The organism is Actinomadura formosensis (assembly GCF_050948385.1).
Taxonomy (GTDB): Bacteria; Actinomycetota; Actinomycetes; order Streptosporangiales; family Streptosporangiaceae; genus Spirillospora; species Spirillospora formosensis.
Genome location: NZ_CP192011.1, coordinates 4,152,846 through 4,166,331, shown reverse-complemented (window position 1 = coordinate 4,166,331; position 13,486 = coordinate 4,152,846). Strand labels below are relative to the sequence as shown.

Sequence of the window (13,486 nt, the reverse complement as noted above, 5' to 3'; positions counted from 1 at the left end):
CTCAGGGTGCTGTGTCGGCTGCCCCCAGGACGATTCCCCTGAGGAGACCGATCGTGAGCGATACATCAGACGTGCAGCCACGCGTGGCGGCGACCGCGGCCGGCGGCCCTCCCGGCGACGGCTCCCTCAAAGGCCAGATGGGCACCGTCAAACTGATCTTGACGGTGCTGGCCGTCTCGGCCCCGCTGGGCGCGGTCGCCGGGGTGGTCCCCGTGGTCATCGGCTCCGGCAACGGTGTCGGGGCTCCCGGCACCTACGTGGTGATGGGCGTGATCCTGCTCCTGTTCGCCGTCGGGTTCACGACGATGACCCGGCACCTGAAGACCGGCGGTGCCTTCTACGCCTACATCACCGCGAGCCTCGGCCGGCCCGTAGGACTCGGGTCGGCCTTCATCGCGATATTCGGCTACATGACCCTGATGCTGGGCGCCTACGGGCTCTTCGGCGTATCGCTCAACTCGCTGCTCGTCGACCTCTTCCACGCGCCGAGCGTCGACTGGTGGATCTACTCACTCCTGTGCTGGGCGGCCGTCACGACCCTGGGTCACTTCAACATCGAGGTGTCGGGTCAGGTCCTGGGCGTGCTCATGACGCTCGAGGTGCTCACCGTCATGGCTCTGAACCTGCCGGTGCTCTTCCGCGGCGGTCCGGAGGACGGGGCACTGGAGCCGTTCACGTTCCACGCGTTCACCTCGGGGTCGGTGGGCCTCGGCATCCTGTTCGCGAGCGCCACCTTCGTCGGCTTCGAGGCGACCGCCATCTACCGCGCGGAGGTCCGTGACCCCGACCGGACGGTGCCGCGCGCCACCTTCCTGTCCATCATCCTGATCGCGCTGTTCTACGTTTTCTCGAGCTGGGCACTGGTGGAGGCCTTCGGCCCGTCGAAGGTCGTCGGGGTCGCCCAGGAATCCCCGTCCACCATGTTCTCCGAGGCACTCGGCCGGTTCGTCGGTACGTTCGCCGCTGAGACGGCGATGGCGCTGCTGGTGACGAGCGTCTTCGCGTCCGTGCTCTCCGTGCACAACCCCATCGCCCGCTACGCGTACTCGCTGGCCCAGGACGGGGTGCTGCCGAAATTCCTCGGCGTGCCCCACCCGCGCCACCACTCTCCCTACAAGGCATCGTTCGTGACGTCGATCATCGGGTTGCTGGTCTCGCTGCCCTTCCTGCTCTCGGGCCTGGACGTCGTCAGCTTCTACTCGTGGATGTTCGGCATCGGCGCCTACGCCATCCTCATCCTGATGGCCCTCACCTGCCTCGGGGTCGTGGTGTTCTTCCGCCGCCGAGAGCACACGGAGCGTACGTGGAACACGCTCATCGCTCCCGCGCTCGGCTTCGTGGGGCTGCTTGCCGTGCTGCTGATCGTGAGCAAGAACTTCACCCTGCTGATCGGCGGCTCCACCGTGCTGGGGGTCGCGTTCCAGCTCCTCACCTTCGGTCTCGGCGTCCTCGGCGTCGTTCTTGCCGTCCGGTGGTCCCGGACCCGGCCGGCCGTCTACGCACGCATCGGCGGTCAGCCGGACGGCGAGGCGACGCCCGAGCACTAGCCGGTGCGGTCATGCGCGGGGACGGCGATGGAGCGCAACCCTTCTCCAGTTCGCCGTCCCCGTGGACGTGTCGCTGGTTCTGGAATCGATGGAACTCATGGAGGTCGGCGAGTGGACAAGGCAGTCGCTACGGCCGCGGAGGCCGTGGCGGACATCGGGGAAGGAGCGTCCCTCGCGGTCGGCGGCTTCGGCCTGTGCGGTGTCCCGGACACCCTGATCCAGGCCGTGTACGAGGCCGGTGCCACCGGCCTGCGGGTGGTCTCCAACAACTGCGGTGCGATGGACTCCGGTCTGGCGGTGCTCCTTGCCGCCCACCGCATCGCGCGGGTGACAGGCTCGTACATAGGAGAGAACAAGGAGTTCGCGCGCCAGTACCTGGCCGGTGAGATCGAGGTGGAACTGATCCCGCAGGGCACGCTCGCCGAGCGGCTGCGCGCCGGAGGCTGCGGCATCCCGGCCTTCTACACGCCCGCGGGTGTCGGCACCGTGGTCGCCGACGGAGGGCTGCCCTGGCGGTATGCGGCCGACGGCACCGTGGCGGTCGCCTCACCGGCCAAGGAGGTGCGCGAGTTCGACGGCCGCGCCCACGTGCTGGAGCACGGCATCACCACCGATTTCGCGATGGTGCACGCCGCCCGCGGGGACCGGCACGGCAACCTGGTGTTCAACAAGTCGGCCCGCAACTTCAACCCGCTGGCGGCCATGGCGGGCCGGATCACGATCGCCGAGGTCGAGGAACTGGTCGAGTTCGGTGAACTCGACCCGGATGAGATCCACCTGCCCGGCATCTTCGTCCAGCGCCTGGTCGCCCTCACCCCCGGGCAGGCCGCCGGCAAGCGGATCGAACGGCGCACGGTCTCACCCCGAAAGGACGCCTGATGCCCTGGACCACCGACCAGATGGCGGCGCGCGCCGCCGCGGAACTGACCGGCGGATCCTACGCCAATCTCGGCATCGGGCTGCCCACGCTGATTCCCAACCACCTGCCCGCGGGGGTGGAGGTCGTTCTGCAGTCGGAGAACGGCGTCCTCGGTGTCGGTCCCTACCCGGCCGAGGACGCGGTGGACCCGGACCTGATCAACGCCGGCAAGGAGACCGTCACCGTCCGGCCCGGCGCCAGCTTCTTCGACTCCGCGCTGTCCTTCGGCATGATCCGCGGCGGTCACGTCGATACCGCCGTTCTCGGCGCCATGCAGGTCTCCGCCCGTGGTGACCTGGCGAACTGGTCCGTCCCCGGCAAGGTGATCAAGGGGATGGGCGGCGCCATGGACCTTGTGCACGGCGCCCGCCAGGTCATCGTCCTGATGCACCACACCGCCAAGGACGGCAGCCCCAAGATCGTTGAAGAATGCGACCTGCCCCTCACGGGCAGAGGATGCGTGGATCGCATCATCACCGACCTGGGCGTCCTGGACGTGACTCTGGACGGCCTGATTCTGGTGGAGACGGCACCCGACGTGACGTCCGAGGAGATTCGCGCCAAGACCGCCGCTGACGTCCGCCTGAGCGGCACCGCGATCACATCGCCCGCGCGCTGTTCGTGACCAGCCTGTTCGCGGCCGGGAACGGGTGCTGCCGAAGGTGTTCGGTCGCACCGGCATCCGGACCGGCGCGCGACCGTCGCCCTGGCCATCATCGTGTACCTCGCGGTGGTCAACTTCGTCACCTTGCCAGGCGTGCACAGGGACTCGCCGCTCCGGTGGGTACTGCCCAGTCTGTACGTCGCCGCGGCGGCCCTGGGCGCGGTCTGGGCACCGGCCCTGCGCGTCGGCAACTCCGCCGTGTACGCGAGGATCGGACTGGGAGCCGAGGCGGGCTTCGACTCCGGCGCCGCGCCGGTCGGCGAGCCCGATGATCTTCCGCGCACGTCGTGACGACGGGTCGCCCGCCCGAGACAGCCGATGGAGGAGACAGACCGATGAGCACTTCGATTCGCACGGCCGGCCCGGGCGACGTCGGGCCGGTGGCCGACCTGGTCGCGACCGCGTTCGCCGGACTGCGGGCCACCGCCTGGCTGGTACCGGACTCGGCCGTGCGGGTGGACGTCCTGCGCGCGGATTTCCGTATCCTCGTCGAGCACGCAGTCGAACACGGTGACGTGGACGTCGTGGAGGACGGCGCCGGCGCGGCCGTGTGGTTCCCGCGGGCCGACCCGCTGCCCGAGCCGCCCGACTACGAGCGGCGGCTCGCCGAGGCGTGCGGCCCGTGGACGCAGCGGTTCACGCACCTGGATGAGCTCTTCGCGAAGAACCACCCGGAGAGCCCGCATCACCACCTGGCGCTGCTCGCCGTACGGCCGGATCACCAGGACCGGGGGCTCGGGAGCGCGCTGCTGCGCCATCGCCACGCGCTGCTGGACGCCGCCGGTACACCCGCGTACCTGGAGGCCAGCAGCCCGCGCAGCCGCGCGCTCTACCTGCGGCACGGCTACCGGGACCGCCCGCCGTTCGACCTGCCGGACGGCACGCGGTTCTGGCCCATGTGGCGCCGGCCCGGCGAGGGAGGCTAGTCCAAGGTGGCCGATCAGGGCGGCGGCACCGTTGAACGCGAGATCTGTCAGGACCGGCGGATGGCCGGTGGCGGTCGCCGGTCTCACCTGTTCTTCACGGCGATCCCTCCCAGCGGCTGTACCTGCGGCGCCGGGCTGATGATCTCGGTTTCGGGGCGCCATTGGGGAGCGGGGACCAGGCCGGGCGGCAGGAGTTCAAGGCCGGTGAAGAAGCTTTCGAGCTGTTCCCGGCTTCGCAGCTTGTAGGGGACCGACCCGCCGTCGTCGTAGTCCTGCTGGGCTTGGAGGAGCTCGGGGGACAGGACGTCGTATCCGTCGCAGATGGCCAGGTGGCTTCCTGGTGCGAGACCGTCCATGAGGGCGGTCACGATGGAGCGGGCCTCGCCGTCGTCTGCGATGTGCCCCAGTACTCCCATGAAGGTGAGTCCGACCGGCCGGTCGAGGTCCAGGGTGCGGGCCGCGGCTTCCAGGATGGTGTCGGGGCGGTGCATGTCGGTGTCGATGTAGTCGGTGGTGCCTTGCGGGGTGCTGGTGAGCAGGGCGTGTGCGTGTGCGAGCACCAGGGGGTCGTTGTCGACGTAGACGATCCGGGCGTCGGGTGCGATGCGCTGGGCGACTTCGTGGGTGTTGTCGATCGTGGGCAGGCCCGTGCCCACGTCGATGAACTGGCGGATCCCGGCCTCCCTGGCGAGGAAGCGGACTGACCGCTTGAGGAATCCGCGGGTGAGCCGGGCGAGGTCGAGGATGCCGGGGAAGGTCTGTGCGTACTGGTCGCCGGCGGCCTGGTCGACGGGGAAGTTGTCTTTGCCGCCGAGCCAGTAGTTCCAGATCCGGGCGGAGTGCGGGACTGAGGTGTCGATTTCGGTCAGTTCGTTTTCGGCTTTCTGCCACGCGAAGGCGTCATCGGACACATGATCTCCAGAGTTTTCGTGGGGCACAGAGGGACCTCCATCCTCTGGCTCCTGTCACGGGCAGGCAACCCCCTGCAAGGGGACACCGGCAACTGTCACATATCGTTGATCAGTTGTTCGATGATGGCCTGTGATTCTTTGGGGCGGTGAGCCGCAATTACCAGGCTGTTGAACTGCTGGAGGTACAGCGCGCGGACCTCCGGGTCAGCCGGATACAGCGCACTATCGTCTTGTTCCAGATAGACGGTGTCCGGCAGGTCTGCGTGGCTGAAACGCAGCACGGTGATCGGCCCGGTCACCGATTGGCGAGCTGAAACGGGGGCCGGAACGATCTGGACCGGCATGTGGTCCGGGGTTTGGAGAAGGCGGTGCAGTTGCCGCTTCATGGCGGTTTGACCGATCTGAGGGTTCTGCAACGCCTTTTCGTTGATGAGTGCCCATATGCGGCGGCCGCCGTGCGGCATGAGCCGCTGCCGCAGCATCCGCAGCTCGACCCGCCGCTTGACCTGTGCCCCGGGTGCCCGGCCGTGTTGGAGACGTACCACGGCCTCGGCGTACTCCTTGGTTTGGAGGAGGCCGGGAATGTACAGCTCCTCATAGCAGCGGACCTCGGTGGCCAGAGGCTCAAGGTTCAGGTACCACCCGAACCAGGGCGGAACGATGTCCGCGTAGGCGGCCCACCAGGCCGTGTACGGCTCGACCAGGGGAGTGGGGGGCAATACCGCCGCCTCTGCGTCCATGGCCTGCTTGCCCAGCCGACGAAGCCCGGCCTCGGCTGCTTCGTAGACCGCTTGCCACTCCTTGAGGGGGCCGAGTGCGTCCGGATCGGCCTTGTTCTCCGCGGCGGCGGCGACCAGGAACGCCCATAGGTTGGCCACCCATGGCCAGGGCGGGAGGTTCTGACGCTGCTTTCCGCGGACGTGGTCATGCAGTGTGGACTTGTAGACCGGCTGAAGCGGAGCCCCATGAGCGCCAACAGTCCCCTGCAACTGCCCGGACAGCCGCCTGGCCGTCGCGAAGTTCACTCCCGCCCTATTGATCGCGGAATCGAGGAACTCGCGAAAATCGGCGAGGATTACGGCGCGCCGTTTGTCCATTGAGGGTCTCGGTCCTCCACTGGAGATCGGTTGGATGATCCTAGCGTTCCAGGAGAACCGGTGCGGACTGTGTCATCTGACACAGAACGGAGTTCGGCCCGTAAGGCGAGGGTGCCCCAGAAGAGAACCCGCGCATTGCTGGCCTGCATGGATGTCCTGCGACGCTTTCCGCTGACGTCGGCGGAAGCCCACTCGTCTTGACTTGTAAAAGTGTACATACTCGCCCTTATCGCCATGGGTTCCCGGAGGCGAAGATCGTTCTTCCGGAATTTTCCGGATGTCCGTAAAGCGCTGCCGAGTGCGGCTGGAAGACCCCAAGATCCTCCTCAAAGGTGATCGTTCTACCGGAGAGGGTTCTCGGTGCCGTCCAGTTTGCCGATATTCGATGTAAACGAGGCGTACTGGCGGGACATAGCACAGATGCTGTTCACTACCTGGGCCATTCGTACCGGGCGGATGCTGCCGCACGTGCCGGTGTCACAGCTCAGCCGCCACCAGCTTGAGGACTTCTGGGCGGACGATCACCTGGACGACCACCCCGCCACCACAAGGAGCATCATGCGCACTTCCCCGGTCGCCGTCGACATCACCGCGCTCGGTGACCAGCACCGCGACGCGGCGCTGCGCCGCCGTCTGCGTACCACTACGTACGGCGCCCCAGGGACGCCCTCACTATGACGGCTCGGACGAGAACGCGTCGTCACATCTGCTCCAGATCGGGGTGGGTGAGGCCGCTGAACGGCAGCGGGCGGCGGGGCTCCCCAGCGCAGGCGATCAGGTCAGCACAGCCCGCCTCGATCGCCCCCTGCAGCGTGGTGCGGATGATCTGCAGGTCGGCGATGCGCCGCTCGACCTCGATCAGCTTCACCCGCGCCGTTCGTAGCACCGCAGGGTCTGCGGATTCACCCCGGCCGCCTCGGCGACCTGGCGGGACCGCAGCCCCTCGTACCGGCCGCTCACCTCGTCCAGCCCTGCGCGACGACCTGTGGCGGGGCGTCGCGCTCGGCCAGCGCCTGCATCCCGTCCAGCGTCGGGCCCGCCTCAGCCGGCGCGGTCACCTCCACCACCAGCCCTTCCGCGGTCCGCGTGCAGGAGAAGGCCAGAAAGGCACAGCACCGCTCCGGCTCGGCCATCTTCGGCTCCTCCGCCCGGCCACCCCGGCGGCGGCCACATCCCGACGGTAAGCCTGTACCTCGGTACAGGATGCAAGCCGGGCCGAAGCCCTCATCGGCCGCCCGAACCCCGATCGGCGATCAGCGGGCCGTCGAACAGCTTGCGGTACCGGGCGAACGCGTCGAAGCCGGGGACGGCGCCCGGTGCGTCCGGCACCGTGTCACCGGCGCCAGTGACTCTGTGGAACCCCGTGTACGGCATGGGTGATCCGATCACCCTCTCGGCCCCGTATCCGAAGCAGTAGGTGGACACCGGAAGGGATGCCATGCGACGGATTCTGATCGCCGAGGATGAGGCCAGGGCCGCGGCGTTCGTTGAGAAGGGTCTGCAAGGGGCGGGATACTCGGCCACGGTGGCCGAGGACGGCCTGGCCGCCTACCAGTTCGCGCGCACCGGATATTACGACCTGATGATCCTGGACATCGGGCTGCCGGTCCGGGACGGCTTCACGGTCCTGCGCCAGCTGCGGGAGGCCAGGGTGACGCTCCCCATCATCATCCTCACCGCGCGGGACAGTGTCGGCGACACCGTCGCCGGATTGCAGGGCGGTGCGGACGACTACGTCTCGAAACCGTTCGCGTTCGAGGAGTTGCTCGCCCGCGTGCGGCTGCGGCTGCGGCTGCGCGGAGAGAGCGCGCCGGAGGTCACCGTCCTGCAGGCCGGGGATCTCACGCTGGATCTGCTCACCCGGCGGATGTACGTGGACGGGACCGCGGTGGAGTTGTCGTCCCGGGAATTCGGCATGGCCGAGGTCTTCCTGCGGAACCCCGGCCGGGTCCTGACCCGCGAGCAGTTGCTCAGCGCCGTCTGGGGGTTCGATTTCGACCCCGGATCCAACCTCGTCGCGGTGTACGTGAAGAACCTGCGCCGCAAGATCGGCCACCAGCGGGTGGAGACGATCCGCGGCGCAGGCTACCGGCTCAACGCCTGAGGGGGGACATCGGCTTTCGCTCACCGTCCTTTGCGGACGAAGGGCGCCGGTGCCGCTTCGATTCGGCGGCCTCCCGCGCCTGGGTGATCACTCGATCGTGGGCGACGGCGCGTTCAACGAGCCGGGCGATCGCGGGTTCGATCATTGGTTTCTCCTGGGGGCGGCGCTGTGCGGGGAGGGGGAGGGATGCCGTCCGCGCCGGATAACCGGCATCTCTGCGGTCAAGGGGCGATGTACCGGGAGTGGGGGGCAGGGGGCCGTGCGCCAGAGCGGCCCCCTGCCGGTCAGGGGGAGGGGGGCGGGTGGGGCGAGTCCGGGCCTTCCCAGCCCTGATGGGTGATCGCGAAGACCTGGGCGGTGTTCGCCGTGACGCGCAGCTGGCGGGGGAGGCGGGCCCGGTCGAGGACGATGCCGCAAGCGGCATCTGCGGCTTGGCCGCGTGGCCGAGGCGGGCATGGAGCGGGCCGGGCGGTGGCGTTCGCGGCCGAGGTCACCGGGTTGGACATGGCCGGTGCTACAGATCAGTACGGCCGCGGCCGGCTCCCTGAACGGTTCGCTCAGGGAGCCGGTCATGGCTGCGACCTTTCATCGTGGTCGTGGGGGGACCGTCTGCGGCACCCCGGCAGCCGGTCCGCCGGTGGTGAAGGGCAGCGGTCTGGCGTCGGCCCGCCACGTGCGCGATCCGGTCGGCCGGTGAGGCCGGTGCCGGTGTCCGGCGGCCGGTGCGGGGGCGGCGGGGCGCCGCCCCCGCAGCCTGGCCGGAGGTGATGGGGGTGTCATCCGGAGGCGGCGCGCTGGGGGACCCGGGCCGCCATCGGTGATTCCGGTTCGGGCTGATCCTCGGGCAGCAGCACTTCGACATGCTCGACGCCGTTCTTGCGCTGCTGGTCGGCCCACTGCTCCACCTGGTTGCGGCAGGTGTGGTCGAGATGGGACACCCCGGCCAGGTCGATGTAGGTGCGGGGATGCCCTTCGAGCGAGGCGAGGGCGTCGGCCAGGTGCGGCAGCCGCATGAACGTCCCGTTACCGCGCATCACCAGCCAGGCGGCGCCGTCGCCGTCGATGGTCTTGTGCAGGCTGATCCGCGACAGCCGCAGGGCGGCGAGGATGACCGCGACGGCCAGGCCGGCCATCACGCCTTCGAGGAGGTTGGTGAAGAAGATGACGACCGTGGTGATGATCATCACGGCGCCCTCGCCGCGGTCGGTCTGCCACATCTTCGCGAACGCCTTCGGGTTGAACAGCTTCCAGCCGACGTGCCCCAGGATGCCCGCGAGCACGCCGAGCGGGATCAGGCCGAGCAGGCCGGGGAGCAGCAGCACGAACCCCAGCAGCCATACGCCGTGCAGGATGCGCGACAGCTTGGTCCGGGCGCCGGCGACCACGTTGGTCGTGCTGCGGGCGATCACGGCGGTCAGGGGCAGCGCGCCGAGCAGTCCCGCGATGGTGTTGCCGACCCCCTGGGCGATCATCTCGGCGTTGAAACGCGTGCGCGGCCCGTTGTGCATCCGGTCCACGGCGGACGCGCTGAACAGGCTCTCCGCGGAGGCGATCACGGTGAAGGTGATCACCAGGGTGATCATCTCGGGGTGGGCGAGGCCCGTGAAGTCGGAGAGTCCGGGCAGCTGCATCGAGGCGAACACGTTGTGGACCACCACCCGGTGCACCTCGACGCCGGGAATCGCCGCGATCAGCGACCCCAGGATGACCGCCGCGAGCGGGGCCGGGAACTTGCTGACCGGCTTGGGGACCCGGTGCCACTGGCTGCACAGGGCGATCGTGCCGAGGCCCAGTGCCAGCGCCGTGAGCTGGGACGGGTTGCTGAGGACGTCGGAGGCCAGCCCGGGGAGGCTGGTGAAGTTCGCCAGCGGGGATCCGTGCTGCTTGGAGTCGGCCATCGCGTAGGTCTGGCTGAGCAGCAGCGGCAGGCCGATGCCGGCGAGCATGCCCAGCACGACCGAGAGCGAGATGGCCTGGAACAGCCGGCCGGCCTTGCAGACTCCGAGGATGATCTGCAGCACCCCGGCGGCGAGCACGATGGGGCCGATGGCCCCCACACCGTGCTTGGTGACCGTCTCCAGAACCAGCGTGGCCAGACCCGCGGCCGGCCCGCTGACCTGGAGGGAACTGCCCGGCAGGAACCCGACGATCAGGCCGCCGACGATGCCGGTGATGATGCCGAGCGCCGGTGGGACGCCGGACGCGGCGGCGATGCCGATGCACAGCGGCAGGGCCACCAGGAAGACGACGATGGAGGCGGCGAAGTCCGTGCCCAGCACCGACGCTCTGCTCGGCTTGTCCGAATCAGCCCCCGGAGTATTTCGATTCCCGGCTCTGGGGTGGGCGTGGCGCCCGGCGCTCTGCGGGGAGGTCGACATGCATGCTCCTTTTCCTTGTTGCTTCACGTGGTGGCCGATTCACCGTTCCTGCACCTTGGGTGCGGAAGATGAACCGGCGGTGAATCCGGGATGAGAGCGTCTTCATCTGGAATGTGTGAAGCCCGGGAAAATGGGTGCTAGCTGCGCCGACCACGGTCCGTACAGTTTCGGTGACCTCAACATGGGGTCTCACAATCTGAAATGCATGGAGTCATTTTTTTGCTGAGGTCATGGTGAGAGCGGGTTTTCGATGGCGGCCCCGTTCGAGATGAGCGAATCCTCATCCATGGCTCATCACAGGCTTATCTCGCCCGGCCACGTTCTGGAGGTGGCAAACGACTACCTACGAGTCGGGACAGAGGTATGAAAGAGATCTATGAAGGGGCCCGGGCGTTCCGTCACCGGATCGGCGGGAACCGGGAGCACTACGCCAAACTGGCGTCCGGCCAGTCCCCCAAGGCGTTGTTCATCGCCTGCTCGGACTCGCGGGTGGTCCCCGCGCACATCACCGGCGTGGGGCCGGGTGAGCTGTTCGAGCTGCGGACCGCCGGCAACATCGTGCCGCCCTACCGCCCCCGCGTCCCCACGGGGGAGGCCGCCACCATCGAGTACGCGGTCCAGGTGCTCAAGGTCGGCAACATCGTGGTCTGCGGCCACTCCCACTGCGGAGCGGTGGGCGCGCTCGTCCGCGGCGACGACCTGTCCGGGCTACCCGAGGTCGCCGGCTGGCTGGAGCAGGCCAAGCCGGGCCTGAACGGCGTGCTGGGCACGAGCCCCAGCGATCCGGCGCTGCCCGAGTCGGTGCAGCGGAACGTGATCGCCCAGGTGAAGACGCTGTACGCCTACCCGCACGTCCGGCTCGCGATTGAGGACGGACGGCTGCGGATCCACGGCTGGTACTACGAGGTGGACAGCGGGACGGTGTGGGGGCTGGACGCCACCGGCACCACCTTCCACCGCCTGTGAGGCGGTCTCTTTGACCGCCGTGGTCCCGGGTCGACCAACCCCCCCGCTATCGGTCCCCGGGACCACGGCATCGCCCGTCCTCGGTGGGCCTCACCGCCGCCGACGGCGGCGCGCACGTCGATGTTCGCTTTTTCGAGCCGGAGCCACCCATGGGATGTCCAGGACGAAGAGCGCCCCGCCCCCCTCGGCTGCATCCGCCCGGACGGTGCCTGAATGGGCGGTGGCTATTTCCCGGACGATGGCCAGACCAAGGCCCGTGCCATTGTGGTTTGACGAGTCGCCGCGGGCCCCGGCCTGGGTGAAACGTTCAAAGATGCGTTCCCGGTCCGCCGGTTCCACTCCCGGCCCCTCGTCCTGGACCCACAGCAGTACCCGGCCGTCCCGCGTGGCGGAGCCGATCTCCACCCGGTCGCCGTCGCGGGTGTGCTGCACCGCGTTGAACGCCAACTGCATCAGGGCCTGGGTGAGCCGCTGCCCGTCCGCGATGATGTCCCCCTCGGCGACCGAGGCCAGCCGCCATTTCCGCGAGCCGAGCGCATGCGCCTTGGCGAGGGCCTCGACGGTGAGGTCGGTGAGGTTCACCACCTCGGGGGTCAGGAAGTCCGGACGCTCCGCCTGGGCCAGCATCAGCAGGTCGCCGACGATGCGTCCCATCCGGTCCAGCTCGTCCAGAACCAGTTCTTGCACCGCGGCACGCTCACGGGGGTCCTCGCCCATCAGCTCGATATGCCCGCGGATCACCGTGATCGGTGTGCGCAGCTCATGCCCGGCATCGTTCATGAACTGGCGCTGCACGGTGAACGCCTGTTCCAGCCTGTCGAGCATGTGGTTGAACGTGCGCGCCAGCGCCGCGACATCGTCTCTTCCGCTGATCTCCAGCCGCCGGGTCAGATCCGATGACTCCCCGATCCGCTCGGCCGTCCTGCGGACCAGCCGGATCGGTGCCAGCACCTGGCCCGCCACGCTCCAGCTGATGGCCCCCGCCACTCCCAGCGCACCGAAACCGGTGAGCGCCAAGACCCGCGTCGCCTGCAGGACTTCGTCGTGCCGGCCGTTCCAGAAGGAGATGAGCACCAGCCGGGCGTCATGCGGATCGCCGCTGATCTGCACCGGTATCACCGCGTACCGGACGCGTCCGGCGGGCGAGTCGAGCCAGCCGAGCTGCGTGCCCCGGACCGCGGCGAACCGCGCCACCACCGCCTTGTCCCTGTCCAGTCTCGGGGACGGCGCGTGGAGGCTTCGCCGGTCCACCCGCCCGTCCACGATGCTGAAGAACGTCATGCTCCGGCTCGGCAGATGAGCGGCCAGGAACGCGGCGATCAGGCCCGCGCCCGTGGCGTAGCGCCGGCCCGTCACCGGGTCGCGGGTGGTGACCGCGAAACGGCGGAACTCATCGGCCTCCTGGCGCAGCTCGGCCACCACCCGGGCGTCGAGCTGGCCGCTCAGGATCACCGCGCTGCCCACGATGGACACCACCAGAGAGGCCCCGACCAGCAGCAGCATCCATCCGACGATCCGGACGCGCGCGCTCACCGGCCACCTGAGTACCCGCTCAGCCGTTATGGATGACATCGCCACCGCCCCTGACCAGCAGCGTCCGGCTCGGAGACGGTGGACAGGAAGGGGGCGGTATCGGCCGTCTCCACTGGCTCAGGGCCGGTGTCGTCGAATGCCGCGACGGCCGGTTCGCCGGTGGGGAGCACTGCGGCTCCGGCGAAGCGGACGCCTCCCGCAGCGGTATGCGGCGGTCCGGCGGGGCAACGTTGGGGCCGCCCATGTCACCTGACAGCACGACGACCGAGCCGAACGGCGATGGCGGGGCCGGCCGTTTGTCCAGGAAACCCGTGGTCCCCGCGAGCGGCACATGAAGGAGGATCGCGGTGATCACCAAACCGCGCTTACGAGACCTCATTCGGCCAGTTTTGCAGCAAAAGACACCGAACCGGTGAGAATTAGATGAAAATGCCTTCATCT

At 68.7% G+C, this 13,486-nt stretch carries 16 protein-coding genes; 8 read left to right on the top strand and 8 right to left on the bottom strand.

Features of this window, described 5'->3' with window-relative positions; genetic code table 11:
• The first annotated feature begins 53 nt into the window (after positions 1-53).
• The 5 genes from ACQP1N_RS20060 (at position 54) to ACQP1N_RS20040 (ending at position 4,056) form a co-directional block, all read left to right on the top strand.
• Positions 54-1,547 carry an APC family permease gene (locus ACQP1N_RS20060; protein ID WP_433225889.1) on the top strand — a complete coding sequence of 498 codons (1,494 nt, stop codon included), beginning with the start codon at positions 54-56 and terminating at the stop codon, positions 1,545-1,547.
• A gap of 111 nt (positions 1,548-1,658) precedes the next feature.
• The gene (locus ACQP1N_RS20055) at positions 1,659-2,426 is read left to right on the top strand and encodes a CoA transferase subunit A (RefSeq protein WP_433225887.1); all 768 of its coding nucleotides are present in this window, start codon (positions 1,659-1,661) and stop codon (positions 2,424-2,426) included.
• The gene (locus tag ACQP1N_RS20050) at positions 2,426-3,091 is read left to right on the top strand and encodes a CoA transferase subunit B (RefSeq protein WP_067803244.1); all 666 of its coding nucleotides are present in this window, start codon (positions 2,426-2,428) and stop codon (positions 3,089-3,091) included. Before ACQP1N_RS20055 ends, ACQP1N_RS20050 begins: the two co-directional genes overlap by 1 nt.
• A gap of 132 nt (positions 3,092-3,223) precedes the next feature.
• Complete coding sequence (locus ACQP1N_RS20045) at positions 3,224-3,421, top strand: hypothetical protein (RefSeq protein ID WP_131732426.1); 198 nt, start codon at positions 3,224-3,226, stop codon at positions 3,419-3,421.
• A 44-nt stretch (positions 3,422-3,465) separates the two neighbouring features.
• Entirely contained in the window at positions 3,466-4,056 is a 591-nt protein-coding gene (locus tag ACQP1N_RS20040; protein WP_067803250.1) for a GNAT family N-acetyltransferase, read from the top strand.
• 83 nt (positions 4,057-4,139) lie between these two features.
• Here ACQP1N_RS20040 and ACQP1N_RS20035 read toward each other — a convergent pair whose 3' ends face one another.
• Together ACQP1N_RS20035 and ACQP1N_RS20030 are read right to left on the bottom strand one after the other, a co-directional pair.
• On the bottom strand, positions 4,140-4,967 hold the full coding sequence (locus tag ACQP1N_RS20035) for an SAM-dependent methyltransferase (RefSeq protein WP_067803252.1): 828 nt from the start codon (positions 4,965-4,967) through the stop codon (positions 4,140-4,142).
• A gap of 95 nt (positions 4,968-5,062) precedes the next feature.
• Entirely contained in the window at positions 5,063-6,064 is a 1,002-nt protein-coding gene (locus tag ACQP1N_RS20030; RefSeq protein ID WP_433225884.1) for a DUF5753 domain-containing protein, read from the bottom strand.
• 420 nt (positions 6,065-6,484) lie between these two features.
• Between ACQP1N_RS20030 and ACQP1N_RS20025 the strand changes: the two genes are divergently transcribed.
• Positions 6,485-6,742: a hypothetical protein gene (locus ACQP1N_RS20025; protein WP_433225882.1), complete on the top strand. Its 258-nt coding sequence runs from the start codon at positions 6,485-6,487 to the stop codon at positions 6,740-6,742.
• A gap of 22 nt (positions 6,743-6,764) precedes the next feature.
• Here ACQP1N_RS20025 and ACQP1N_RS20020 read toward each other — a convergent pair whose 3' ends face one another.
• From ACQP1N_RS20020 to ACQP1N_RS20005, 4 genes are all read right to left on the bottom strand, one after another.
• The gene (locus tag ACQP1N_RS20020; RefSeq protein WP_433225880.1) at positions 6,765-6,932 is read right to left on the bottom strand and encodes a hypothetical protein; all 168 of its coding nucleotides are present in this window, start codon (positions 6,930-6,932) and stop codon (positions 6,765-6,767) included.
• Positions 6,929-7,024: a MerR family DNA-binding transcriptional regulator gene (locus ACQP1N_RS20015; protein ID WP_433225878.1), complete on the bottom strand. Its 96-nt coding sequence runs from the start codon at positions 7,022-7,024 to the stop codon at positions 6,929-6,931. Before ACQP1N_RS20015 ends, ACQP1N_RS20020 begins: the two co-directional genes overlap by 4 nt.
• On the bottom strand, positions 7,021-7,197 hold the full coding sequence (locus tag ACQP1N_RS20010; protein ID WP_433225876.1) for a hypothetical protein: 177 nt from the start codon (positions 7,195-7,197) through the stop codon (positions 7,021-7,023). The genes ACQP1N_RS20015 and ACQP1N_RS20010 overlap by 4 nt, the downstream gene beginning before the upstream one ends.
• A gap of 91 nt (positions 7,198-7,288) precedes the next feature.
• Complete coding sequence (locus ACQP1N_RS20005) at positions 7,289-7,504, bottom strand: hypothetical protein (RefSeq protein WP_433225874.1); 216 nt, start codon at positions 7,502-7,504, stop codon at positions 7,289-7,291.
• Here ACQP1N_RS20005 and ACQP1N_RS20000 point away from each other — a divergent pair.
• Positions 7,503-8,168: a response regulator transcription factor gene (locus tag ACQP1N_RS20000; RefSeq protein WP_067803262.1), complete on the top strand. Its 666-nt coding sequence runs from the start codon at positions 7,503-7,505 to the stop codon at positions 8,166-8,168. The genes ACQP1N_RS20005 and ACQP1N_RS20000 overlap by 2 nt on opposite strands.
• 776 nt (positions 8,169-8,944) lie before the next feature.
• Here ACQP1N_RS20000 and ACQP1N_RS19995 read toward each other — a convergent pair.
• Positions 8,945-10,447 (bottom strand): SulP family inorganic anion transporter, encoded by a 1,503-nt coding sequence (locus ACQP1N_RS19995; RefSeq protein ID WP_067793558.1) that lies wholly within the window; start codon positions 10,445-10,447, stop codon positions 8,945-8,947.
• A 462-nt stretch (positions 10,448-10,909) separates the two neighbouring features.
• Here ACQP1N_RS19995 and ACQP1N_RS19990 point away from each other — a divergent pair, with 462 nt between their 5' ends.
• Positions 10,910-11,512, top strand: coding sequence for a carbonic anhydrase (locus tag ACQP1N_RS19990; protein WP_067793559.1), 603 nt, complete (start codon positions 10,910-10,912; stop codon positions 11,510-11,512).
• Positions 11,513-11,602: 90 nt separating this feature from the next.
• Here the strand turns inward: ACQP1N_RS19990 and ACQP1N_RS19985 are convergent, their stop codons facing one another.
• Positions 11,603-13,045 carry a sensor histidine kinase gene (locus tag ACQP1N_RS19985; protein WP_207393967.1) on the bottom strand — a complete coding sequence of 481 codons (1,443 nt, stop codon included), beginning with the start codon at positions 13,043-13,045 and terminating at the stop codon, positions 11,603-11,605.
• Between the last annotated feature and the right edge of the window lie 441 nt (positions 13,046-13,486).

Coding starts and splice junctions, on each gene's coding strand:
- ACQP1N_RS20050 (WP_067803244.1), top strand. CDS start 2,426: ATGCCCTGGACCACCGACCAGATGGCGGCGCGCGCCGCCGCGGAACTG.
- ACQP1N_RS20040 (WP_067803250.1), top strand. CDS start 3,466: ATGAGCACTTCGATTCGCACGGCCGGCCCGGGCGACGTCGGGCCGGTG.
- ACQP1N_RS20030 (WP_433225884.1), bottom strand. CDS start 6,064: ATGGACAAACGGCGCGCCGTAATCCTCGCCGATTTTCGCGAGTTCCTC.
- ACQP1N_RS20025 (WP_433225882.1), top strand. CDS start 6,485: ATGCTGTTCACTACCTGGGCCATTCGTACCGGGCGGATGCTGCCGCAC.
- ACQP1N_RS20010 (WP_433225876.1), bottom strand. CDS start 7,197: ATGGCCGAGCCGGAGCGGTGCTGTGCCTTTCTGGCCTTCTCCTGCACG.
- ACQP1N_RS20000 (WP_067803262.1), top strand. CDS start 7,503: ATGCGACGGATTCTGATCGCCGAGGATGAGGCCAGGGCCGCGGCGTTC.
- ACQP1N_RS20005 (WP_433225874.1), bottom strand. CDS start 7,504: ATGGCATCCCTTCCGGTGTCCACCTACTGCTTCGGATACGGGGCCGAG.
- ACQP1N_RS19990 (WP_067793559.1), top strand. CDS start 10,910: ATGAAAGAGATCTATGAAGGGGCCCGGGCGTTCCGTCACCGGATCGGC.